24 protein-coding genes are annotated in these 22,851 nt (G+C 57.6%); 6 read left to right on the forward strand and 18 right to left on the reverse strand.

What is annotated here, in order from left to right:
* Positions 1 to 2: 2 nt before the first annotated feature.
* The 3 genes from B9Z42_RS16425 to B9Z42_RS07955 all read right to left on the reverse strand — a co-directional run bounded on the left by B9Z42_RS16425 (position 3) and on the right by B9Z42_RS07955 (position 3,540).
* Positions 3 to 2,324: an acyl-CoA dehydrogenase family protein gene (locus tag B9Z42_RS16425; RefSeq protein WP_100132839.1), complete on the reverse strand. Its 2,322-nt coding sequence runs from the start codon at positions 2,322 to 2,324 to the stop codon at positions 3 to 5.
* 25 nt (positions 2,325 to 2,349) lie between these two features.
* Complete coding sequence (locus B9Z42_RS07950) at positions 2,350 to 3,021, reverse strand: nitroreductase (protein ID WP_100132840.1); 672 nt, start codon at positions 3,019 to 3,021, stop codon at positions 2,350 to 2,352.
* Between the two features lie 96 nt (positions 3,022 to 3,117).
* Complete coding sequence (locus tag B9Z42_RS07955) at positions 3,118 to 3,540, reverse strand: carboxymuconolactone decarboxylase family protein (protein WP_100132841.1); 423 nt, start codon at positions 3,538 to 3,540, stop codon at positions 3,118 to 3,120.
* 61 nt (positions 3,541 to 3,601) lie between these two features.
* Here B9Z42_RS07955 and B9Z42_RS07960 point away from each other — a divergent pair, with 61 nt between their 5' ends.
* Positions 3,602 to 4,189 carry a peroxidase-related enzyme gene (locus B9Z42_RS07960; RefSeq protein WP_100132842.1) on the forward strand — a complete coding sequence of 196 codons (588 nt, stop codon included), beginning with the start codon at positions 3,602 to 3,604 and terminating at the stop codon, positions 4,187 to 4,189.
* Entirely contained in the window at positions 4,190 to 4,465 is a 276-nt protein-coding gene (locus B9Z42_RS16105) for a YkgJ family cysteine cluster protein (RefSeq protein ID WP_143474055.1), read from the forward strand.
* Positions 4,466 to 4,474: 9 nt separating this feature from the next.
* Here B9Z42_RS16105 and B9Z42_RS07970 read toward each other — a convergent pair whose 3' ends face one another.
* Together B9Z42_RS07970 and B9Z42_RS07975 are read right to left on the reverse strand one after the other, a co-directional pair.
* Entirely contained in the window at positions 4,475 to 4,897 is a 423-nt protein-coding gene (locus tag B9Z42_RS07970; RefSeq protein ID WP_100132844.1) for a thioesterase family protein, read from the reverse strand.
* Positions 4,894 to 5,673: an SDR family oxidoreductase gene (locus B9Z42_RS07975; RefSeq protein ID WP_100132845.1), complete on the reverse strand. Its 780-nt coding sequence runs from the start codon at positions 5,671 to 5,673 to the stop codon at positions 4,894 to 4,896. Before B9Z42_RS07975 ends, B9Z42_RS07970 begins: the two co-directional genes overlap by 4 nt.
* Before the next feature lie 102 nt (positions 5,674 to 5,775).
* On the opposite strand from B9Z42_RS07975, the gene B9Z42_RS07980 reads away from it, so the two are divergent.
* Together B9Z42_RS07980 and gcvH are read left to right on the forward strand one after the other, a co-directional pair.
* Positions 5,776 to 7,461 carry an electron transfer flavoprotein-ubiquinone oxidoreductase gene (locus B9Z42_RS07980; RefSeq protein ID WP_100132846.1) on the forward strand — a complete coding sequence of 562 codons (1,686 nt, stop codon included), beginning with the start codon at positions 5,776 to 5,778 and terminating at the stop codon, positions 7,459 to 7,461.
* Between the two features lie 5 nt (positions 7,462 to 7,466).
* The gene (gene gcvH, locus B9Z42_RS07985) at positions 7,467 to 7,829 is read left to right on the forward strand and encodes a glycine cleavage system protein GcvH (RefSeq protein ID WP_100132847.1); all 363 of its coding nucleotides are present in this window, start codon (positions 7,467 to 7,469) and stop codon (positions 7,827 to 7,829) included.
* An 18-nt stretch (positions 7,830 to 7,847) separates the two neighbouring features.
* Here the strand turns inward: gcvH and B9Z42_RS07990 are convergent, their stop codons facing one another.
* The 3 genes from B9Z42_RS07990 to B9Z42_RS08000 all read right to left on the reverse strand — a co-directional run bounded on the left by B9Z42_RS07990 (position 7,848) and on the right by B9Z42_RS08000 (position 10,872).
* Positions 7,848 to 8,687, reverse strand: coding sequence for a cyclopropane-fatty-acyl-phospholipid synthase family protein (locus tag B9Z42_RS07990; RefSeq protein ID WP_233203570.1), 840 nt, complete (start codon positions 8,685 to 8,687; stop codon positions 7,848 to 7,850).
* A gap of 206 nt (positions 8,688 to 8,893) precedes the next feature.
* Positions 8,894 to 9,652: a hypothetical protein gene (locus B9Z42_RS07995; protein ID WP_100132848.1), complete on the reverse strand. Its 759-nt coding sequence runs from the start codon at positions 9,650 to 9,652 to the stop codon at positions 8,894 to 8,896.
* A gap of 29 nt (positions 9,653 to 9,681) precedes the next feature.
* Entirely contained in the window at positions 9,682 to 10,872 is a 1,191-nt protein-coding gene (locus B9Z42_RS08000) for a PLP-dependent aminotransferase family protein (RefSeq protein ID WP_100132849.1), read from the reverse strand.
* Positions 10,873 to 10,891: 19 nt separating this feature from the next.
* On the opposite strand from B9Z42_RS08000, the gene nth reads away from it, so the two are divergent.
* A complete protein-coding gene (gene nth / locus B9Z42_RS08005; RefSeq protein WP_100132850.1) occupies positions 10,892 to 11,530 on the forward strand; it encodes an endonuclease III in 639 nt (212 codons plus the stop codon).
* A 12-nt stretch (positions 11,531 to 11,542) separates the two neighbouring features.
* Here nth and B9Z42_RS08010 read toward each other — a convergent pair whose 3' ends face one another.
* From B9Z42_RS08010 to B9Z42_RS08055, 10 genes are all read right to left on the reverse strand, one after another.
* Entirely contained in the window at positions 11,543 to 12,064 is a 522-nt protein-coding gene (locus B9Z42_RS08010) for a VOC family protein (protein ID WP_100132851.1), read from the reverse strand.
* 16 nt (positions 12,065 to 12,080) lie between these two features.
* Complete coding sequence (locus B9Z42_RS08015) at positions 12,081 to 12,323, reverse strand: DUF2783 domain-containing protein (protein ID WP_100133048.1); 243 nt, start codon at positions 12,321 to 12,323, stop codon at positions 12,081 to 12,083.
* A gap of 16 nt (positions 12,324 to 12,339) precedes the next feature.
* On the reverse strand, positions 12,340 to 14,001 hold the full coding sequence (locus B9Z42_RS08020) for an FAD-dependent oxidoreductase (RefSeq protein WP_100133049.1): 1,662 nt from the start codon (positions 13,999 to 14,001) through the stop codon (positions 12,340 to 12,342).
* A gap of 158 nt (positions 14,002 to 14,159) precedes the next feature.
* Positions 14,160 to 15,137, reverse strand: a complete 978-nt coding sequence (locus B9Z42_RS08025; protein ID WP_233203571.1) for a tripartite tricarboxylate transporter substrate-binding protein — start codon at positions 15,135 to 15,137, stop codon at positions 14,160 to 14,162.
* Positions 15,138 to 15,229: 92 nt separating this feature from the next.
* Positions 15,230 to 16,069, reverse strand: a complete 840-nt coding sequence (locus B9Z42_RS08030) for a CoA ester lyase (protein ID WP_100132853.1) — start codon at positions 16,067 to 16,069, stop codon at positions 15,230 to 15,232.
* 26 nt (positions 16,070 to 16,095) lie between these two features.
* Positions 16,096 to 17,481: an MmgE/PrpD family protein gene (locus tag B9Z42_RS08035; protein WP_100132854.1), complete on the reverse strand. Its 1,386-nt coding sequence runs from the start codon at positions 17,479 to 17,481 to the stop codon at positions 16,096 to 16,098.
* The gene (locus B9Z42_RS08040; protein ID WP_100132855.1) at positions 17,478 to 18,671 is read right to left on the reverse strand and encodes a CaiB/BaiF CoA-transferase family protein; all 1,194 of its coding nucleotides are present in this window, start codon (positions 18,669 to 18,671) and stop codon (positions 17,478 to 17,480) included. The genes B9Z42_RS08035 and B9Z42_RS08040 overlap by 4 nt, the downstream gene beginning before the upstream one ends.
* The gene (locus B9Z42_RS08045; protein WP_100132856.1) at positions 18,671 to 19,831 is read right to left on the reverse strand and encodes an acyl-CoA dehydrogenase family protein; all 1,161 of its coding nucleotides are present in this window, start codon (positions 19,829 to 19,831) and stop codon (positions 18,671 to 18,673) included. The genes B9Z42_RS08040 and B9Z42_RS08045 overlap by 1 nt, the downstream gene beginning before the upstream one ends.
* Positions 19,832 to 19,855: 24 nt before the next feature.
* Entirely contained in the window at positions 19,856 to 20,773 is a 918-nt protein-coding gene (locus B9Z42_RS08050) for a MaoC family dehydratase N-terminal domain-containing protein (protein WP_100132857.1), read from the reverse strand.
* 3 nt (positions 20,774 to 20,776) lie between these two features.
* A complete protein-coding gene (locus B9Z42_RS08055) occupies positions 20,777 to 21,742 on the reverse strand; it encodes a tripartite tricarboxylate transporter substrate binding protein (protein WP_100132858.1) in 966 nt (321 codons plus the stop codon).
* 152 nt (positions 21,743 to 21,894) lie between these two features.
* Between B9Z42_RS08055 and B9Z42_RS08060 the strand changes: the two genes are divergently transcribed.
* On the forward strand, positions 21,895 to 22,827 hold the full coding sequence (locus B9Z42_RS08060) for a LysR family transcriptional regulator (RefSeq protein WP_100132859.1): 933 nt from the start codon (positions 21,895 to 21,897) through the stop codon (positions 22,825 to 22,827).
* Positions 22,828 to 22,851: the final 24 nt, after the last annotated feature.

Raw genomic sequence — 22,851 nt, forward strand, 5'->3', positions numbered from 1 at the left:
GGTCAAACTGCGCCGACCAACCCAGCCAAGCGGCGCAAATGCTGCGTGACCCCGCCAAACTGTTGCTCGATCACCGTCAGTCGCTTGAAAGCATGTCCCACGGCCAGCTCGTTGGTCATGCCCATGCCACCGTGCAACTGCACCGCGCCCTGCCCCACCAAACGGGCGGCACGCAGCACCGTCACATGGGCAGATGACACGCGCTGCGCGCGGCGCGCCGCACTGTCGCCACACACATCGGCACAAGCACCGACCGCAGCCGCGGCTTGCACCAGCGCTAGGTACATATCTGCCATGCGGTGTTGCAGCGCTTGAAAGGTCGCCAAAGGCTGGCCGAACTGTTTACGCTGGCTGGTGTAGCTGAGCGTGTCGCGCATCAGCGCCTGCATCACGCCCACGGCTTCGGCACCAGCAACCAAGGTTGCCGTGTCCCACGCTTGCGAGAGTGCGGCCAATGCGTCGCCCTGCCCCAAGACAGCCTGAACAGGCACTTGGTCAAACGCCAACTCTGCGGCCCAGGCCCCGTCGATCAATTGAACATCGCGCCGCTGCACGCCGCTGGCCGCCCGTTCAATCACGCAGATGCACAGTTGCCCCGCCTCATCTCGCGCACTGACCAGCCAGTGTGTGGCCCAAGGTGCACTGCGCACGAGGGTTTTGCGCCCACTGACGCAGCGCTGGCCACCTTTGGTGTGCAAGTGGGTCGACACCCGACTCAAGTCGGTGCGCCCCTCAGGCTCAAAGGCTGCCACAGCCAGACGGACTTGGCCGTTGGCTAAGCCCTGCAACAAAGCCTCGGCCGCCGGATCGTCCAGCGCCTGCAGCAAGTTCGCGCCCAGAACGGCGGAACTGCTGTAAGGCTCAGGCACCAAGGCAGCGCCCAAAGCTTGGCAGATCAGCATCTGCTCAGGTAATCCACCCCCCATGCCCCCTAGGTTTTCAGGCAATGCTGCGCCCAAAAGACCCAGCTCGTGAGCCAAGCCTCGCCAAAGCGGCGCGATCGCTTCAGGCGTGGCGATCATCTGGGCCCGTTGGTCGACAGACAAGGTGTTCTGCAGCCAGGCTCGCAAACTGTCCAACAGCATGGTCTGCGTTTCGTCGGTAGGCAACACGGGCTCCACCACCTCGGCACTCAAAATATGGCGGGCAATCAGATTGCGCTGCACCTCGTTGGTGCCGCCATAAATCGATGCGGCACGGTCGTTCAAATACGCCCTTGTCGCAAATACCGACGCCTCGGGAACGGACAGCACATGATCGCTGGCCTCTTCCACAGTCAGGCTGGTGGCTCCATAGGGGCCTGCAATGCTCAGACCTAACTCGGTCAAGTGCTGTTTGAGTTCAGTCGCCAGCACCTTGCCCATCGATGGGGCCGCGGGCATACAGCAAGGCTGAGGACCGCCGCTGATGCGCGCAGTCAGCACCTGCTGCTCCCAAGCGTGCAAGGCGTCGATACGGCATTGCGCGTTGGCCAAGGTCAAGGCGATGTCGTCGTGCTCGGAATCAGCCGCTCCCTGTGCAAAGGACTCGCGCAATGAGGCGTACAGGCGAGCCAATCGGCCCCGCAAAAACGGCGCAGAGGAGCCGCCCCGTTCGTGTTCCAGCAAGAATTTGGCAATGGTCCAGCCCTGGTTTTCTTGACCGATCAGCGCGTCTGCAGGCACACGGGCGTCATCAAAGAAAACTTGGTTGAATTCATGATCGCCCGAGATGCTGACGATCGGGCGAATCTGAATGCCCGGGTTGTTCAGCTCGAACATCAAAAAGCTGATACCTTGCTGCGGCTTGCCGCTGCTGTCGGTGCGCACCAGGCAAAACATGTGCGTGGCGCGGTGGGCGTGGGTTGTCCAGATTTTGGAGCCGTTGATCACCCATTCGTTGCCCTCACGACGGGCGCGGCATTGCAGCGATGCCAAGTCGGACCCGGATCCAGGCTCGCTGTAGCCCTGGCACCAGTAACTCACGCCGTTGCGAATGTCGGGGAGCCAACGTTCTTTTTGGGCCTGCGTGCCAAACGCCACCAGCACAGGTGCCGCCATGACCAACCCCAAGGGCGAGACTTTGGGAGCGTCGGCCGCCGCCATCTCGCTGGCAAAAATGTCGTGCTGCTTGGGCGTCCAACCGCAACCACCCCACTCAACCGGCCAGTGTGGCGCCGCCCAGCCACGCTTGGCCAGAACCCGCTGCCAAGGAATACCCACTTCGTAATCCGAAAAAATGCCCGAGGTGCGGTGACCGCCAAGACGGATCTCCTCCGTCAGCTCGGTCGCCAAAAAGGCGCGCACTTCGTCGCGGAAAGCCAGTTCGTCTTTGCTCAAATTCATGGGGTCTTAGCTCCAAGCGTGGGGTTCAGAAGCCGACGTATCGCACAAAGTTGGCGTGGTCCTCGCGCACCGACTTGACGGTGTTGGCCACAAAGGATTCGTCTGGGTAGCCCAGCGCAATACAAATCATGATGTTTTGGTCATCTGGTATGCCCGCGTGCTCACGCACCACGGCCGATTGCATGATGCCCTGCCCATTGATCACGGTTCCTAAGCCCCGTTCCCAAGCCGCCAACACGATGGCGTGCGACAAAGCACCTAGGTCAAACTGGCTGATGGCCGCAGGCTCTAGGTATTTGTCGTAAGTGAGCACCAGCGACACAGGCGCGTCGAACTGGCGAAAACCGCGCATGACCCAATCGGTGCGGCGTTCTTTGTCGTCACGCGCAATGCCCATGACGTCAAACAGCTGAATCGCGATGTCCACTTGGCGCTTACGGTGGATGCCATCGTAGGCCTCTTTCATTGGGAAGTCGCGCTTGGGCGGCACACCTTTGAGCATGTTTTCGGTGTTGCCCTGTCGAATGCGCTCCAACGGTTCACCCGTGATCACGTGCACGTGCCAAGGTTGTGTGTTCATCGACGAGGGCGACCATTTGGCAACCTCGATGATCTCTTCGATCACTGCACGAGGAACCGGTTTTTGTTGGTAGCCTCGGATACTTTTACGGGCCTTGATGAGTTCTGAAAATTCCATGCGCTTGTCTCCTCACCGAAGAATCGGTGAAAAGCCAAGCTACGTCAACGCGACGCTGTTGCGTCCGTTACTCAGCGCTCATGAGGCCCCAACCCCTCAGGCCAAGGACTCGACCACCTCAGTCACCGATCGGAACGCATCAATCGCTGTGGGAAAACCACAGTACACCGTGGCGTGCAGCATGACTTCGCGCAGCTCTTCAGGCGTCGCGCCGTTGTTGAGTGCCCCACGCGCATGGGCTTTGAGCTCGTGTTGCTTGCCCAAGGCAGTGAGCATGGCGACGGTGACCAAGCTGCGGGTCTTCAAATCTAAACCAGGGCGCTGCCACACGTTGCCCCACGCATTGCGGGTGATGAACTCTTGCATGGGCAGGGTGTAGTCGGTGGCATTGCCAAACGCACGGTCCACAAACTCAGGCCCCATGACTTGAGTGCGAGTGGTCAAGCCTGCCTGAAAGGGTGCGTCATCAAGACGTTCGGCGCGGGCTTGTTGGGAGGGCGAGATGGGTGTGTTTGACATGACAGGCTCCTAGAAAATCTCTGAGCATAATCAAAAGCTAAAACCTCAGCCTGGAGACCCGATGAGCAACCGCTACCCCCAACCCGAACTCACTGACTTGCCCGAAGACATCCGTGCCAAAGTGCTGGAAGTGCAAGACAAAGCGGGCTTTATCCCCAACGTCTTTTTGGCCTTCGCGCGACGCCCAGCCGAGTGGCGCGCGTTCTTTGCGTACCACGATGCCTTGATGGTGCCCGAGTCGGTGGGGCGAGAAAGCGGCCTCACCAAAGGCGACCGCGAAATGATCGTCACCACCACCAGCGCGGCAAACAACTGCCTGTATTGCGTGGTCGCCCACGGTGCGATTTTGCGCATTTACGAGAAAAAGCCCTTGGTGGCCGATCAAGTCGCGGTGAACTACCGCAAAGCCGACATCAGCCCGCGCCAACGCGCCATGCTCGATTTCGCGATGAAGGTTTGCCAACATTCCGACCACATTGAAGACGCCGATTTTGCCGCCTTGCACGCGCACGGTTTCAGCGACGAAGATGCGTGGGACATTGCCGCCATCACTGCCTTCTTTGGCCTGAGCAACCGCATGGCCAGCTTCAGCAGCATGATGCCAAACCCCGAGTTCTACACCATGGGTCGCGTGCCCAAACAAAAGTAAATGCAATGCCGCAGCGGTTGCGGCGCGTGCTGCATTGCGCCGTCCATCACCAGCCCCTTGCCTGGCATGCCCAACGGCAAACCGGCGGGTGTGCCCTGCGCGCAGCTGATGCCCGACATGCGTTGCGCCGTGTTTGGCAAGCCTGAGCGGCCCGCGTTTTGCGGCGGGCTGCAACCCCAGCCGGAGATGTGCGGGGCAGACCGGCCAGCCGCCCTGCTTTGGTTGACCCAATTGGACCGAGCCACGACGCCCGAAGCAATCGGAGCGTGTCTCTAACTTAGTCCGTTAGGGCGTCACGATCGCCCGCACCCAGTCGGGCAGCTCAATCGCTTTTTGATTCGGAAAATCCACCCAAATGGTGGTGGCTCCGCCTGCCGCGTGAATGACGCCGGGTTTGCCGACCAATTCCATCGTGCCCCAAGTCTCAAACGTGGTGCGCCCGGGGTCGCTGGTGTACATCTTCAGCAGCACATCGCCGGGGTACTCCAACTGTTTGTAGAAGTTGCAAAACGCATTCACGATCACCGGGCCATGGCCATCGGGTTGCGGTGTTGCGCCGATAGAGCGCATCCAGTCAATGCGGATGGTTTCGAGGTAGCGAAAGTAAGTGGCGTTGTTGACGTGCCCCATGGCGTCCATGTCGCCCCAGCGAATGGGCACCACCAGTTCAAACACCAGCTTTTTGTGCTCAGGAATGTCGTACTTCATAGGGCAAAACCATCGTCAGCCGCGATGATGGCGCCGTTCACAAAACCGCTCTCGCCGCTGGCCAGCATGACCAGCAAGGCGTCCAAATCTTTGGGCTCGCCCACACGCTTGCGCGGCAACATGTTGACCAGCTTCTGGCCTTGCTCGGTGCTCCAATGGTGGTGATTGATTTCGGTGTCGATGTAGCCCGGGCAAATGGCGTTCACATTGATACCAAAACGGCCCCACTCCATCGCAAACACCTTGGTCATTTGCACCACCGCCGCTTTGCTCATGCAATACACGCCGATTTGCGGCAGCACTTTCAGACCCGCCACCGAAGCGATGTTGATGATGCGACCACTGAAGGTGCCGGGCGCTGCGCCCTTGGCACGGGCCAGCATGCGCTTGCCCACCTCTTGCGCCACAAAAAACGAGCCTTTCACGTTGGTGTCAAAGGTGAAATCAAAGTCGGCCTCGCTCACATCTTGCACGCGTTGGGTGGTGCTGACGCCGGAGTTGTTCACCAAAATGTCAATGGGCCCAGCTTGCTGCTCGGCCAGTGCCACCGCCGCTTGAATGCTGCTGAGCACGGTGACATCCATCGCCACCACGTGCGCCGCACCGCCTTCGGCTTGCAACTCGGCACGCAGGGCTTCTAACTTTTCAACGCGACGGCTGGCCAACACCACCGTGGCGCCAGCGCGAGACAAGGTGCGCGCAAACTGCGCCCCCAAACCGCTGGATGCGCCCGTGACCAATGCCACGCGACCCGATAAATCGATGCTGTACGCCATGTGTGTCTCCTCTTTGTCTAGGTGATTTTCATTATGACAAGGGCATCTAAGCAAGGCCCTAAAATCTGTCTCACCTCTGACAACAGACTCTGACGAGACTTTATGACGCAAGAAGACATCCTGGCCCAGTTCGGCCCCCGCGAAGCCATGGAATACGACGTGGTCGTGATTGGTGGCGGACCTGGTGGTTTGGCCACTGCCATTCGCATCAAACAACTCGCCGCAGAAAAGGGCAACGACGTGTCTGTTGTGGTGCTAGAAAAAGGCTCAGAGCCTGGCGCCCACATCTTGTCTGGCGCGGTGATGGACCCCAAGGCCATGACCGAGCTCATCCCCAACTGGAAAGAACTCGGTTGCCCGCTGAACCAAGAAGTCACAGGCGACGACTTGCTTACCCTCACTGAAACTGGCGTCAGCCGAGTGCCAGGTTGGCTGATGCCGCGCAACTTCCACAACGATGGTTGCTATGTGGTGTCGCTCAGCAACGTGGTGAAGTGGATGGCGGCTCACGCTGAATCGATCGGTGTGGAAATCTTCCCAGGCTTCGCAGCCGCTGAAGTTTTGTATGACGAGCAAGGTGCCGTTAAAGGCGTGGCCACCGGCAACCTCGGCATCGGCAAAGACGGCGAACCCACCGACAACTTCCAGCTCGGCATGGAACTGCACGCCAAGTACACCATCTTCGCCGAAGGCGCACGCGGTCACTTGGGCAAACAAGTCATTGCCAAATACAACTTGGCCGAGGGCCGTGACCCTCAAAGCTACGCCATCGGCATCAAAGAGCTGTGGGAAGTCGACCCCTCCAAAGCCAAGCCCGGCTTGGTGGTGCATACCTCTGGCTGGCCCATGCAAGACGACGCCTTTGGCGGCGGTTTTTTGTACCACCTCGAAGACAACAAAGTCACGCTCGGCTTTGTGCTTGGCCTTGACTACAAAAACCCATGGCTCAGCCCCTTTGAAGAAATGCAACGCTGGAAAACACACCCAGCCATTGCAGCCCACCTCGAAGGCGCCAAGCGCATTGGCTACGGCGCACGCGCCATCAACAACGGCACGCCACAAGCTTTGCCCAAGACCGTGTTTCCAGGCGGTGCACTGATTGGTTGCGACGCGGGCTATTTGAACGCTGCGCGTATCAAGGGCAGCCATGCCGCCATCAAGAGCGGCATGTTGGCGGCTGATGCAGCCTACGAGGCTGTGTCTGCAGGCCGTGCCAACGACGAGCTCAGCGCCTACCCCGCTGCGTTCGAGAAGAGCTGGCTGAGCAAAGAGCTCAACCAATACCGCAACTTCAAACTGTGGTTCAAAAAAGGCATGTTGGTCGGCACGGTGATGACTGGCATCGAGCAATGGCTGCTGCCCAAGCTCGGCATTGACACCCCACCTTGGACCCTGCACGGCACCAAACCCGACCACGTGAGCTTGGAGCCTGCGGCACAGCACGCCCAAATCAACTACCCCAAGCCCGACGGCAAGCTCACGTTTGACCGCTTGAGCAGCGTGTTCATCAGCAACACCAACCACGAAGAAAATCAACCCGCCCACTTGACGCTGAAAGACGCGTCCGTGCCCGTGGGCATCAACCTCGCTCAATACGCAGGCCCCGAGAGCCGCTATTGCCCCGCCGGTGTCTATGAGTACGTGAAGAACGACGACAACAGCGATCGTTTGCAAATCAACGCGCAAAACTGCGTGCACTGCAAAACCTGCGACATCAAAGACCCCACCCAAAACATCATCTGGGTCACGCCAGAAGGCGGTGGCGGCCCTAACTACAGCGGCATGTAACGACTATGAACCAATATCACGCAGAACACACTTGGGTGCGCATCGAAGGCGACACCGCTTTGGTGGGCATCACCCAGCACGCACAAGACACACTGGGCGACATCGTTTTCATCGACTTTGCCGAGGTGGGTAAAACCTTTGCACAAGGCACGGTGGCCGGTGTGGTCGAGTCTGTCAAAGCCGCCGCTGACGTGCACATGCCCGCGAGTGTGAAAATCCTCGAGCAAAACGAAGCCCTGCGGGCTGACCCATCTCTTGCCAACAGCGACCCCGAGGGTGAGGGTTGGTTTTACAAAGTCAAACTCAGCAACCCTGCTGAGTTGGATGGGTTAATGGATGGTTCGGCTTATCAGGCCATCACTGGGTGAGTTGAAGACCAGGGCAGCTCAAAAGCGGCGACCCTCCAAGGTTTGGACGGAGCCGTCTGTCGAGAGGGTGCCGCTCATGACGTTGGCATTGACTTTGCCACTGAAGCTGCGCACAGCCTGACCAACGCCCCGGAACTGAAAACTCAAGACATCACCCCGCAAACGTGCACCTAATATTTGCTGGGTGCTGCCTTCAAGGGTAACGGTGCCACCCACGTTCTGGAAGGTTTGCTCTAGGTCCAAACGCGCTGTTTGCCCTCCCTCAAAGCTCACGCGCCAGCCGCCCTGCACAGACGCAGGAACGATCCACATAAAGGCATCGGCATTTGCGGCGCTAGCGGTCTCATCGGCCTGCCATTCGCCCATGTCAAAAGCATGCGCAACTACGCGCGTACCTGGTTTCATTTGCAAGATCGTGGGTCGAAGTTGCAAGTTGAGTTCGGGCAACAGGTACAGCGTGACCACGGTGGCCGAGCTGAAATCCTCTTTAAAAATGTCGCCCGTGATGATGCGCACTTTGTCCTGCACACCGGCCTCGGCCACCTTGCGTCGGGCAAACTCAGCCATGTTTGGATTGAATTCAATGCCCACTGCATTGGCCTTGAATTTTTGGGCAGCCGCAATCGCGATGATGCCGTCGCCGGCTCCCAAATCAAACACGCGGTCTTGAGGCGTGACTTTAGCCATGGTCAGCATTTTTTCAACCAACTCGGGCGGTGTGGTGATCCACATCACGTCTTTACCGTTCTGGCCTCGCGAGGGCTTGTAGTTGGGGTCGGTGGGTGGGGTGCTGGCACAACCTACCAAAATGAATGAAGACAAGAGGGTAAAAGCAACACGGCGAGACAAGGACTGCACGGCAAAACTCCTAAAAACGCTTGAAATGGGAGGGCAAAATAACTTGGAATGAGATCCAGCTTTTAAATGTCAGGCATAACTGGCATGCTAAGTTTGAAGGTTGACGGATGCTTGGGCTGATCACCCCCTAACAAGCTGATACCTCAACTGCTGTTTTCCAAAGTGATTGCTGGCTGAACAGGCTTTTTCAATCGCATTCAAAGTACTCACCAACAATTGAGCCCGTTCCATGCTTGGTCGTATTTTTGCTCAGTGTTTTTCACTGAGAGAACCTTACTCAAACGATCATTAGCTTTGTCGCCAGCCCAAGTGAAATCCGAGGGGCCATCAAATCTCGGAACGTTTGTTGGGGATACAACATCTGCCCCACTGTCGTTGATAGAAGCAAAAGGATTTTTAAATAAATTAAACACCATTTTTTTATCTAGTTGTGCTTGCCTTGTTGCTAGCTCCTTGCAAGCCACATAGCGGCTGGGGTAAAACGCAATGTTCTTAAGAGATTTGCCAGAATCATGGCTAATTAGAATAATCTGCTTTTGATACTCGGCAGCGACCAAAAATTTACCGCTCTCAGACTCAAACCAATCATTCCAAGCTTTGTAGGCTGTTTTATCAGCGGCATCACCAGCAACTCGATCGAGCAGCAAATCCACCCTATTCTGAGAGGTCACCTTCTTTAACTTAAGAATATCACCCTGATATTGGATCAAAGCCAAGCCTTTGCTTCTATCAATATTGACTGTGGCGTTATATTTAACTGAATCTTCATTTTTCAACAGCGTTCCATTGCCATACTCGCTGAATGAAAACGAGATGTAGTCGATGGATGATCCATCGTAATAATCCCATTTGTTATTCTTTAACTCAGTAGTTGGATTCCTGTATTGAACATTTTGATTCAACCCGCCACACCCGCTGAAGCTCACAAAGAGAATAACAACCCCGAAAAATTTAATTAAATTCATTCCACAACACTTTCAAAGTCACCAATTATTCACAACGCCTGCCCCAAACGCGCAATCCCCTCTTTGATCTTCTCCACATCAGCCGTCGCAAAACTCAAACGAATCGCTGATGTATCGGGGTCGTTGGCAAAAAAAGGTGCGCCGGGAACAAAAGCGACGCCTTTTTCAATGGCACGTTTGGCCAATTCGGCACCGTCTTTCACCTTGCCGCCTGCGCCGGTGAGGTTGGCCCAGAAGAACAAGCCGCCTTGCGGTTGCGTAAACGTCAAGGCATCGCCCAATTCGCGCTTCAAGGCATCGCCCATGGTTTGGGCACGCTCGGCGTAAACACTGCGCACATGCGCCAAGGTGGCAGGCATGCGGCCTGCTTTGAGGTAATGCGCGGCAGTGGCTTGCGCAAAGGTGGAGGTGTGTGCATCACTGAATTGTTTGCACATGGTGGCGCGGGCCAAAAGCTCGGGCGGGGCAATCATCCAACCCACGCGCAGACCGGGTGACAACACTTTGCTGAGCGAACCGCAGTAAACCAACAAATCGCGACTGCCCGGCACTTGATCGCTCAAAGCGAGCAAGGAAGGTGGCGGTGCCTCCCCAAAGTACAAGTCGCCGTAAGGGTCGTCTTCGACCACCACAGTTTGGTATTTCACCGCAAGCTCCAGAATGCGCAAACGGCGCTCTAGGCTCAGCGTGGCGCCGCTCGGGTTACCAAAGGTGGGGATGAGGTACACCAGCTTTGGTTTGTGCTGCACCATCAATTCTTCGAGCTTGTCCACTTGCACACCATGCGCATCAATGGGCACGCCCACCACTTGCGGGCCATACAAACGGAAGCACTGAATGGTGGCTAAGAACGTGGGGCCTTCGACCAAGGCCACATCGCCTGGGTCGAGCAAGGTTTTCGCAACCAGGTCAAGCGCTTGTTGGCTACCTGTCGTGACGATGAGGCCGTTGGCGTCTAAGCCCTTCACGCCTTTACTGGCCATGAAAGCAGCAAGCTGTTCGCGCAGGGGGTTGTAGCCTTCAGTTGCGCCGTACTGCAAAGCAGCGCCTGGCTCTTCGGTCAAGGCGCGGCTGCTGGCCTCGCGAATGCCTTCCACGTCAAACATGGCGCTGTCGGGAAAGCCGCCTGCAAAGCTGATGATGCCGGGCTTGCCCAGGAGTTTGAACAGTTCACGAATGGCGGAAGTTTCAACGTTGTTGAGGCGGTCAGCAAATTGCATGGTGGGGAATAATGGTCGTATGAAAACACAGCACATTGAGCCTTTTTTTGCGACGCTGAAAGCAGCCAATCCGCAGCCCAATACCGAATTGGAATATACCAGCGTGTTCGAGTTACTCAGCGCGGTCTTGCTCAGTGCTCAAGCCACCGATGTGGGGGTGAACAAAGCCACGCGCAAGCTGTTTGCGGTGGCCAACACGCCGCAACAAATTTTGAATTTGGGCTTAGAGGGTCTGGAGGGTTACATCAAGACCATTGGTCTGTACCACAGCAAAGCCAAACACTTGATTGAAACCTGCCGCCTCTTGGTGGACCAGCACCACAGCGTGGTGCCGCGCACACGCGAAGCGCTGGAAGCCTTGCCGGGTGTAGGCCGAAAAACCGCCAACGTGGTGCTGAACGTGGCTTTTGGCGAACCTGCGATGGCGGTGGACACACACATTTTTCGCGTGGGCAACCGCACCGGTTTGGGGCCTGGCAAAACCCCTCTGGCCGTCGAGATGAAGTTGATGAAGCGCATTCCAGCCGCGTACTTGGTGGACGCACACCACTGGCTCATCTTGCATGGGCGTTATGTGTGCCAAGCCCGTAAGCCGCTGTGTTGGCAATGCAGCGTGTCAGACTATTGCAGCTTCAAACCCAAGACACCCAAGCCCTGATCAGGTGCGCTCTTATTTGTGCATCCACGCCGCGTGCTTGGGTGCGCGCTTGGTCTGGCTCCACTCTTCGAGCATGTCCCATTTCACGGCGTCGAGCTTGTCATACATGTCGGGCGTGCCCACATCGCAGGCGAGTTCTAGGCGATGGCCATTGGGATCGAAGAAATAAATCGATTTGAAGATGGCGTGATCGGTGATGCCGAGCACCTCCACCCCACCCGCTTGCAGCCGCTCCTTGGCGGCCTCCAAAGTCGCCAAGCTGTCTACTTTGAAGGCGATGTGCTGCACCCACGCCGGTGTATTGAGGTCTCGCCCCATCGCGGGTGCGGTGGGCAATTCAAAAAATGCCAACACGTTGCCGTTGCCTGCGTCTAAAAACACATGCATATAAGGGTCAGGCGCTTTGGTGCTGGGCACTAGGTCCTCGGCAATAGCAAGCACGAAGTTCATGTTCAGGTGCTTGACATACCACTCCACGGTTTCTTTGGCGTCCTTGCAGCGGTAAGCGACATGGTGAATGCGGTCGATTTTCATGGTCAGTCTCCAGTGACTAGGTGGGATCTTGGTTGACATCAGCACGGGCCAAAGTCAAAGCTTCACGCAGCACCTGCATGTCGCCAACATGGTTGGCCAGCAGCAAGATGAGCTTGGCATTTACCAAGGCGCTTTGCGCGTCACTGAGCTCGCGATGGGTGTCAATCAAAGCTTGATAAAAGTCATCGCCCGGCGTGAAGTCACGAAAGTAGCGTTTACCTGGCTCGTTGAAATTCGGGGCTAAATTGAGGTGTTGCATCGGTTCTGCCTTGTGCTCAAACATTGCAAGTGGCTTGGTTCAACGCTGCTTTGAGCCACGCGGAATTGAAACGTCGCGCACGCGCGCAGACGTGTTGATCGGGACGAATTAACCAGACGCTGCCTGGCTGCGCGTCGTAGCGTTTGGCAAACAAGCCTTGCGTGTCCACATAGACTGGCAAACCTTCGATCGCGCCTGTGTGGCGACTGACCACGGCAGCATGCACAGGCACAGGCTCATCCGCGAGTGCCTTCAAGGCGTGACGTGTGGCGGCATCAAGCTGGCCCACCTCGTCGACAAACACCAAGCACTGAAAACGGTGCCCCATTTGGTCTATCAGCCAAGCGTCTTGGCCGTTGACGTGAATGGGGGCGTCGTCCATCGGTGCGCCGGGCAACATGTTGCCCTCAAAGGCATCCACATCGGGGGTGTTCAGGGACGAGTCGGTGATGAAACTGGGCACCGACAAACGCCCCGAGTTGACCAATTTGCGCGCAAACGGGTGATGCCGCGCCAACGCCAAGGCCGCATCACGGAACACGCGGCTGGTGGCGGTTTTAGGCGTCAGGAAATCGGTCGAACGGGTGGAATTCAAAATGTTTTCATCGGCGGCAAAACCACGCTCGGTGTTGTAGGTGTCGAGCAAGGCTTGGGGTGCCAAACCACGCAGCACCAAGGCCAACTTCCACATCAAACCATCGGCGTCTTGAATGCCCGAGTTCGCGCCACGCGCACCAAAGGGCGACACCTGATGCGCCGCGTCACCCACAAACAGCAAGCGCTTGTGGCGAAAGTCTTTCATGCGCCGGCACTGAAAGGTGTAGATGCTGACCCACTCCAACTCAAACGGGCGCTCGTCACCCAACATGGCTTGTAAACGCGGCAGCACACGCTCGGGCTTTTTCTCTTCTTCAGGATCGGCATCCCAACCCAGTTGAAAGTCGATGCGCCACACGTTGTCGGCTTGCTTGTGCAAGAGCACGCTTTGGCCGGGGTGAAACGGGGGGTCAAACCAAAACCAACGCTCGGCTGGAAACTCGGCCTTCATCACCACGTCGGCGATCAAGAAGCGGTCTTTGAACACATGGCCTTCGATGTCCAAGCCCAGCATGCGGCGCACAGGGCTGCGTGCGCCGTCGCCCACGACCAGCCAATCGGCCTCGATCTCAAACTCACCGTCGGGTGACGACACGCACACGCACGCGTGGTCATTGTGCGAGGTGACGCCCACCACCTGGCATTTCCACCGAATGTCCACGCCCAGCTCTAAGGCGCGATTGACCAAGGCTTCTTCCAAGTAGTACTGCTGCAGGTTGATCATGCCAGGGCGCTTGTGGCCAGGGTCGGGCACCAGATTGAATTGGTACACCTCCTCTTGCTGCCTGAACGTGCGCCCAATGTTCCAACTCACCCCTTTGTCGCACAAAGGCTGGCCCACGCCCAAACGGTCCAAGACCTCTAGCGTGCGTTTGGCGTAACACACGGCCCGCGAGCCCACCGACACCGAATCATCTTCGTCAAACAACAAGACATCCAAGCCTTGCAAACGTGCATCAATGGCCGCAGCCAAACCCACAGGGCCACCACCAATGACGATCAGTGGCCGGCGTTGCGGTGGCTGCGCCATCAAGTCAGTGGGTGCAACGTAGTTGAATTTTGGATAGGTGTAAGAACCCATGGCGCTTGTCTCCTGGTTGGGCGGCGCATTTTTAATGGGCAAAAGTTTAACATTGGTAAATTAGTTTCTCTAAACGAAACCCATCACACATCCCAAAAAATCCAATAGACGCAAAAAAGGCCACACGAAGTGGCCTTTTGTTGTGCGCGTGATTGAGCTCAGTCGGCGTAAATACCCGACTTGGCGATCACAGGGCCCCACTTCTTGATTTCAGCCTCTAAGTGCGTCTTCAAGCCTGCGGGGGTGACTTTGTCCATAGGAGGAACATCCGAGCTCAAATCTGCCAAACGTTGCTTGACCGCTGGGTCTTGCAAAGCGGCACGCAGGGCCACGTTGATCTTGTCAATCACAGCAGCAGGCGTGTCTTTAGGTGCGTACATGCCGTGCCACACTTTGACCTCAAAGCCCTTCAACCCTTGCTCGTCCAATGTGGGCACGTTAGGCAAGGCGCTCAAACGCTTAAGCGTGGTGACGCCATACACCTTGACGCGTGACTCTTTGATCAAGGGCACGGTTTGTGTGGTTTGGTCGCACAACAAATCCACTTGGCCACCCAGCAAATCGTTCATCGCGGGGCCGGTACCTTTGTAAGGAATGGTGTTGAGGTCGGTCTCCATGGCGCTCATGAACAGCAAGCCGCACAGGTGCGACACAGCGCCTAAACCGGCATTGGCCAAAGACACTTTGTCTTTGTTGGCTTTGACATAAGTTTGCAACTCTGCAAAGTTGTTGGCCGGAAAGTCCTTGCGTGCCAGCATGGTCATGGGCACGTCGACCACTTGGCCGATGTATTCAAAGTCTTTCAGTGGATCGAACGACAGCTTTTTGTACAAAGCAGGCGCCGTAGCCATGCCCATATGGTGAATAAAAATGGTGTGACCGTTGGGCGCAGCACGCGCGACACGCGCTGCGGCAATGGTGCCACCAGCACCCACCGTGTTTTCAACCAACACGGTTTGCCCCAAAGACTTGCCCATGGGAATGGCGATCATGCGCGCCACCACATCCGTTGGGCCGCCCGCCGCAAAAGGCACGACCAAGGCAATGGGCTTGTCTGGGAATGCAGAGGTTTGGGCGCTTGCCACGCCGCTCAAAGTGCCGCACGCCACAGCGCAGGCCAATAGTAAAGTTTTCATTTGTTGTTTCATGATGGTCTCCGTTTTTAAAATACTGACGAAGCATAAACGGCAAGCAAGGTTTGAGCGCGAATGCCTGATATGCAGCAATGTTATTGGTCCACCAAAATTTGACGCGCCAACCGCAAAACAGGGGGGTCCACCATCTTGCCATCCACACTGAAAGCACCACCTCCAGCGGCAGTTTCCGCGGCCAAAACACGGTGCGCCCAATCTCGCTGAAGCGCGGTAGGCATGAATGCGGCACGTACCGGTTGCAACTGTGCAGGATGAATGCACAACTTTGCAAAAAATCCAAATCGTCGGCTGCGAGCGGCATCGGATTGCACCAAAGCCATGTCTTGTGTGCTGGTGCTCACGCCATCGATGGGTGGCGGCAAACCTGCACAGCGCGAAGCCAAGACCAGCTGAAAGCGCACAGGACCCAGCTCCGCCTCATCGGCCTCGCAGGCCATGCCCAAATCGGCTTGCAAGTCCAAATGCCCCAAAGCCAAGCGTAGAACCTGTGGGGCTTGGGCGATGACATCGAGAGCGCGCACGGCTTGCGCAGTTTCGATCAAGGGGACGAGCTGCATCTGAACAGGACCACCTTTCGCCACGCGCTGGAGCTCTGCCACCGATTCGGCCTTGGGCACCATCACAGCACTCAAACCGTCGAGCGTGCCCAACCAAGCCAAATCAGCCGTCGCCTCGTTGCTGCTGAGGGCGTTGATGCGAATCAGCACACGCGCACGTTGCGCGCTGGTCCATGTTTGCCAAGCCTGAGTGATCGCATCGCGCGCTTTGGCTTTGTCAGACAAAGGCACCGCATCTTCAAGGTCCAAAATCACGGCATCCGCGCCACTTTGCAAGGCTTTGTCAAAGCGGTCGGGGCGATGGCCGGGCACAAATAAAAATGTGCAAGCGCGCGCTAAAGGATGAAGTTCAGTCATAGCGGACCGCAAAACTCAACACAGCCTCAAGCCTGCACGGGCATCACCCGCGGGACGATCGGCCACTGCATGACTTGCCAAAGCTGCGCCACGGCGGCAGCCATCTCATCCGGCGTGGCGCCACCGCTGTGCGCGGCAAGAAGCAGGGCCTTGGCCGTGATTTCATCGCGGCTCAGCGTGTTGCCTGGGTCGCCCTTGGGCTCATCCACGCGCCCGTGCAACACGCGGCCATCCGTCGTGTGCACGGTGACCTTGCCAATCCAACGCTGCGGGTAAGCGGTGTCCACTTCGTCGTCCAACACCATCTCCACTTTGTCGCGCAAGGCTTGGGTGATGTCGTCTTTGAAATGCTGGTCAAACTCGCTCAACCCCGCATGCTCAAAGCGCGCCACCAAGGCCAACACCGTGCCCATGCTGAACTTGCTTTGGTGCACGGTGCTCGGGTTTGTGACAGGGCCCAACACGTCAATCGCCCCTTGGTGCACATGGGTGACCACGCGGGCCAAGTGAGCAATTTTGAGCTGGTGGTCTTGCATCACTTTCAGCAAGGCATCGGCCGCAGGATGCGTATGGCGGCACGAGGCGTGGTACTTGAACGAGGTTTCTGCCGTGGCCCAACGGGTGCCCAAGCCGTCGGTGAGTTTGCGCACATCGGCATCGCTGGACATGCCCGCAGCCATGCCTTGTGGACCTTCCAAAATTTGTGCCGCACCGGTGAAGTTGTCTTTGGCCAAATAAGCGGCCATCAAGCCGGCACCTGCAGCGTGGGCGGTGTGCAATTGTTTGGAGTCTGCTGCGGTACGCAAGAACTCCCACAAACCCGCAGACTGTGTGCCGGCCGATCCAAACGCGTGCTGCATCTGCGTGGCATTGAGCCCCAGCAAATGCCCCACAGCCGCAGCGGCTGCCAAGGTGCCCGCTGTCCCTGTGGTGTGAAACACGCGGTAATGCGAGCGTCCTAAAAACTCACCCACACGAATGCCCACCTCATAACCCGCCACGGCTGCGGTGATGAGTTGCGCACCCGTGGCCCCAATGGCTTGCGCGACAGCCAACACGGGCGAGAACACCACCGTGGCTGGGTGAAACACCGAGCCGTTGTGCACATCGTCTTGCTCGGCCACATGCGATGCGGCGGCATTGGCCATCGCCGCCCAATAAGGGCTGGTGGTGCGGCGGTTGGTCAACACCTCGCTGGGGCCGGATGCAGGCCCCATGCTCACCGCGAATTTGGTCAAGGTTTCAACAGGTCGCGAGCCATGACCTGCAATGGCTGAGCCAAACCAATCGACCCACAGGTCTTCGGTTTTGCGCAGCACATGCTCAGGAATGTCAGCGGTCTTCAGGTTCGCAGCAAAGGCAGCGAGCGTGGCGGTGGCGCTAGAGGGCACGGTTGTGGAAATGGCACTCATCGTTGAACTCCCAGTTCTTTCAAAATCGCTTCGGTGTGCTCGCCCACTTTAGGAATAGCACCCATGCGGTAATCAAACGCACTTTGTTTGCCGGGTGGCAACAAGGCTGGCAAGTCACCCGCAGGTGAATCGACCGAAGTCCAACGCTCACGCGCTTGGAGCTGCGGATGTGCCCACAGCTCGGCCATGGTGTTCATGCGGGCGTTGGCAATTTGCGCCACATCCAAACGCGCAATCACTTGCTCAGCCGTCAACGCGGCAAAGGTGTCGAGGATGATTTTTTCTAACGCGTTGCGGTTGGCGTTGCGCAGGGCATTGCTGTTGAAACGCGCGTCGGTGGCCAGTTCGGGTTGCTGCAGCACATGCTGGCAAAACTGCACCCACTCACGTTCGTTTTGCAAGCCCAACATCACCGTGCCACCATCGCCTGCGGCGAAAGGACCATACGGGTAAATGGTGGCGTGCGCCGCGGCGCTGCGCGGCGGCGGCGACGCGTTGTCCATCGCGTAATACATGGGGTAGCCCATCCACTCGCCCAAGGCTTCGAGCATGGACACATCGATGTGTGAACCCTCCCCTGTTTTGTCACGCTGAATCAGCGCTGACAAGATGTTGGTGTAGGCGTACATGCCCGCTGCGATGTCGGCAATCGAGTTGCCGCTTTTGCTGGGGTGATCGGGCGTGCCGGTGATGCTCAAGAAACCCGCTTCACTTTGGATGAGTAAGTCGTAGGCTTTCTTGTCGCGGTACGGACCGTCGTTGCCGTAGCCGGAGATGTCGCACACGATGAGGCGCGGGTTCTCGGCGCGCAAAGTGGCGGCATCCAAGCCCATTCGCCCCGTGGCACCGGGTGCGAGGTTTTGCACCAACACATCGGCCTTGGCAATGAGCTGTTTGAGCACCGCCAAATCTTGCGGGTCTTTCAGGTCCAGCGCCAGACTTTCTTTGGAGCGATTGACCCATACAAAGTGCGAGGACTGACCTTTGGCACGTTGGTCGTAAGCGCGTGCAAAGTCACCGGCGCCGGGGCGCTCCACCTTGATGACGCGGGCGCCCAAGTCCGCCAACTGGCGCGTGCAAAACGGCGCGGCAATCGCGTGCTCTAGAGACACGACGGTGATGTGGTCGAGCGGACGCACGCCGGCATTGGCGGCAAACGGTGATGCGGAATGTGAAGCAGCGTGTGTCATCAGAACGACCTTGGCAAACCCAGCAAATGCTCGGCAACATAAGAAAAGATCATGTTGGTCGACACCGGCGCCACTTGGTACAAGCGGGTCTCGCGGAATTTGCGCTCGATGTCGTACTCGCAGGCAAAGCCAAAGCCGCCATGCGTTTGCAAACAAACGTTGGCCGCTTCCCAGCTGGCCTTGGCCGCAAGATACTTCGCCATGTTGGCTTCAGCGCCAGCGTTTTGTAGGGCATCAATTTTTTCGCAGGCCTTCCAGCGCATCAGGTTGGCGGCTTCCAGCTCGATGAAGGCATCGGCAATCGGGAACTGCACGCCCTGGTTTTGACCAATGGGGCGGCCAAACACCACACGCTCGTTGGCATATTTGCTGGCGCGGTCAATGAACCAATAACCGTCGCCAATGCACTCCGCAGCGATCAAGGTGCGCTCAGCGTTCAGGCCGTCGAGCAGGGTCTTGAAGCCTTTGCCCTCTTCACCCAGCAGCGCGTCTTCGGGAATTTCGAGGTTGTCAAAAAACAATTCGTTGGTCTCGTGGTTGACCATGTTCAGGATCGGACGCACGGTTAGGCCGTTGCCAATCGCTGTTTTGAGGTCGATCAAAAAGCAGGACAAGCCTTCGGACTTTTTCTTCACCTGGTCAGCGGGCGTGGTGCGCGCCAGCAGAATCATCAGGTCGCTGTGCTGGATGCGCGAGATCCAAACCTTCTGGCCGTTGATGACCCAGCGGCCATCTTTTTTGACAGCGCTGGTTTTGAGTTTGGTGGTGTCGCTGCCGGTGGTGGGCTCGGTCACGCCCATGGACTGAATGCGCAATTCGCCCGTGGCAATTTTGGGCAGCAACGTGTCTTTTTGTTGTTGAGAACCGCTGCGCACGATGGAGTTCATCACGTACATCTGGCCGTGACAGGCGCCCGAGTTGCCGCCCGAGCGGTTGATCTCTTCCATGATGACCGAGGCCTCGGCCATGCTCAGGCCCGAGCCGCCGTATTGCTGCGGAATCAGCGCGGCCATCCAGCCCGCTTTGGTGAGCGCGTCCACAAATTCTTCGGGATAGCCGCGTTTTTCGTCAATCTTGCGGTGGTATTCGTCAGGGAACTGGGCGCAAAGGTCGCGCACAGCGTCGCGGATGTCTTGGTATTGGTCAGGGGTGTGCAACATAAAAACGTCTTTTCAAAAATGAGGTCAGCCGAGCTCAGCGGTGGCTTGCATGGTGAGCCAGCCTTCGTGGTCTTGCGCCCAAAGGCGCACCTGGTTGCCGTCTGCTTGGGGTTGACCGTTGACACGCAAGATACGTTGGTCGCCGCACTCAAACGTGGGACGCAGCGCTTTGAATTCAAAGCGTTGGATGGGGCGGTTCGTGTGACGGCGCACCAGATCCACCAACAAAGTGGCAATCAACGGGCCGTGCACGATGAGGCCGGGATAGCCCTCGACGTCGGTGACGTAGGTGCGGTCGTAATGGATGCGGTGGCCGTTGAAGGTGAGCGCGGAATAGCGAAACAACAGCACGTCATCAGGCGCGATGTCACGTTGCCACAATTCACTGTTGCCACCGCTTTGCACCAATGGGGCACCTTGTCCAACCATGCTGGCGGCAGCCACCGGCGCAGGCATAGGGTCGCCAGGCTGGGCCGCTGGGCGATACACGATGTCGTGCTCTTCCGTCAAACACAAACCGTCTGCGTTGTGCACTTCATGCTTCACGAGCACAAACAACAAATCGCCCGTGCGGCCCGATTTATGCGTGACGGATTGGATGGTGGAGACGCGCTTGAGTGCATCGCCCACGCGCAGCGGCGCATGCCACTGCAAACGTCCACCTGCCCACATGCGACGCGGCAGCGGCACAGGCGGCAAAAAGCCACCGCGCTTCGCATGGCCATCGGGCCCAATCTCGCTTTGGCGGTGATGGGGCAAAAAGTACAACCAATGCCACAACGCAGGCAGCTCGGTGCCCGCGGCAGGCAACGGGTCGTCACGATCCAGCGTGGCACTCAAAGCGCGCAAGGGTGCGGGGGTGATGAGGTCTTCTAAGGTTTCGCTGCGGCCTTGCCAGGTTTGCAAGTGCGCGAGGGTTTGGGGGTCGAGGTGGGTGGTCATCGGTCAGTCAATCGAAGCGCCAGAGCTTTTGACAATCTGCGCCCAGCGCACGATGTCTTCGTTCAACAAGGTTGCGAATTGTTCTGGTGTGGTGGGCCCAGCCATTTCAACGCCTTGCAACTCCAACTTGTCGCGCAGGTCTTTGGCGGCCAAGGTTTTGGCCATGGCGTCTTGCAGTTTGATCTGCACATCCGCAGGAACACCGGCGGGGGCAAAGAGGCCAATCCACAAAGTGCCTGTGTAGCCAGGAACCACTTCAGACAAGGCGGGCACATCGGGCAAAGCGGGCGAACGCTTGGAGCTGCTAACAGCCAACGGTTTGAGCTTGCCCGACTTGATGTGCGCCAGCGACGATGGCAAGCTGGCAAACACCAACGGTAACTGGCCGCCCAGCACGTCGTTCAGCGCCGGTGCCACGCCTTTGTAGGGCACATGCTGCAAGTCGATGCCGGCCATGCTGTTGAGCATCTCCCCCAGCAAGTGGTTCAAGGTGCCGTTGCCCGCTGAGGCGTATTGGTACTGGCCAGGTTTGGCTTTGGCCATGGCGATGAGCTCTTTCATCGACTTGGCAGGAAAGTCGGCGTTGGCCAACAACACATTGGGCACGGCGCCAATCAAGGCGACGGGCTTGAAATCTTTGACGGGGTCAAAACCCGGGTTTTTGTAGAGCGCTGGGTTGATCGCTTGGCTGCTGCTGATGGTCATCAACAAGGTGTAGCCGTCTTTGGCCGACTTGGCCGCGAACTGCGTGCCGATGTTGCCGCCGGCGCCTGGGCGGTTTTCCACCGCCACAGGCGAACCCAAAATTTCAGAAAGCTTTTGGCTCACCACGCGCCCCACGATGTCGTTGGTACCGCCCGCGGTTTGCGGAACGATCATCAAAATGGCACGACTTGGGTAGGTCGACTGCGCCATGCCAGTGCCAGCCGCAACGCACAAACAAGCGCAACACAAAGCACGCCGAGTCATGCGACGTGACTTAGATAAAAGGTTGATCATCCACATCTCCAAAATAAGTGGGTGGATGTTCGGCGGTTTGACGCGGCAGCGCAATCGGTCATTTCCAGATCCAGCCTCTTGTTTTTCCGAAGGCTTAGGCTTGGCAGCATTAACATGGCACCATGCATTTCGACCTGAATGATCTCCGGCTTTTTGTGTGGGCCGCTGACGAAGGCAGCCTCACCAAGGCAGCTGCCAAACAACACCTGTCACTGGCCGCGGCCAGCGCACGTATCAAAGCACTCGAAGCTCAAACCGACTTACCGCTTTTGTACCGAGAAGCGCGTGGCGTACGTCTGTCACCACCGGGACAAGCGTTCTTGCACCACGCTCGTTTGATGCTGCGTCAAGTCGACCAAATGCGCGGCGATTTACAAGAATACGGGGGCGGCTTGCGCGGCCATTTGCGAGTATTTGCCAACACCACCGCTGTGACTGATTTTTTGCCAGAAATCTTGCCAGAGTTCTTGGCAGACAACCCCAAGGTGAACATCGACCTTCAAGAAAAACCGAATGCTGACATTGCGCGTGGTGTGCAAGATGGTCGGGCTGACATCGGCATCGTGGCCGGACAAGTGGACACACTGGGCCTGCAAAGCCTGCACTTCAGCACCGACCGCTTGGTGCTGGCCACCGCCAAAAACCACCCGCTGGCACAACGCCAAAAAGTGGCGTTTGTAGACACGCTCGACGAAGACGCCGTGGGCATGCATCACGGCAGCACCTTACAAACTTTCTTGAGCCAAGTGACAGAGCGATTGGGCAAGCCCCTGAAGCTGCGCATTCAGCTCTCCAGTTTTGATGCCATGTGCCGCATGATTGGCGCGGGCGTGGGAGTTGGCATCGTTCCTGAATCAGCCGCCAGACGCAATCAAGACGCCATGAACATGGCGTTGGTAGAACTCAGCGACGCGTGGAGCGTGCGTGAGCGCTACATCCTGACACGCGACCAAGCCGCCCTGCCCGCCTATGCCCAATCGCTGATCGCGTTGCTGTGTGCGCGCTATGCGCCAATGAAAGAATCCGCCAAAGCACCAAGAGACAAATCAACCTGACTGAACTGGCGGTCATCACCTGTG

Source organism: Limnohabitans sp. B9-3, from assembly GCF_002778325.1.
GTDB classification, from domain to species: Bacteria; Pseudomonadota; Gammaproteobacteria; order Burkholderiales; family Burkholderiaceae_C; genus Limnohabitans; species Limnohabitans kasalickyi.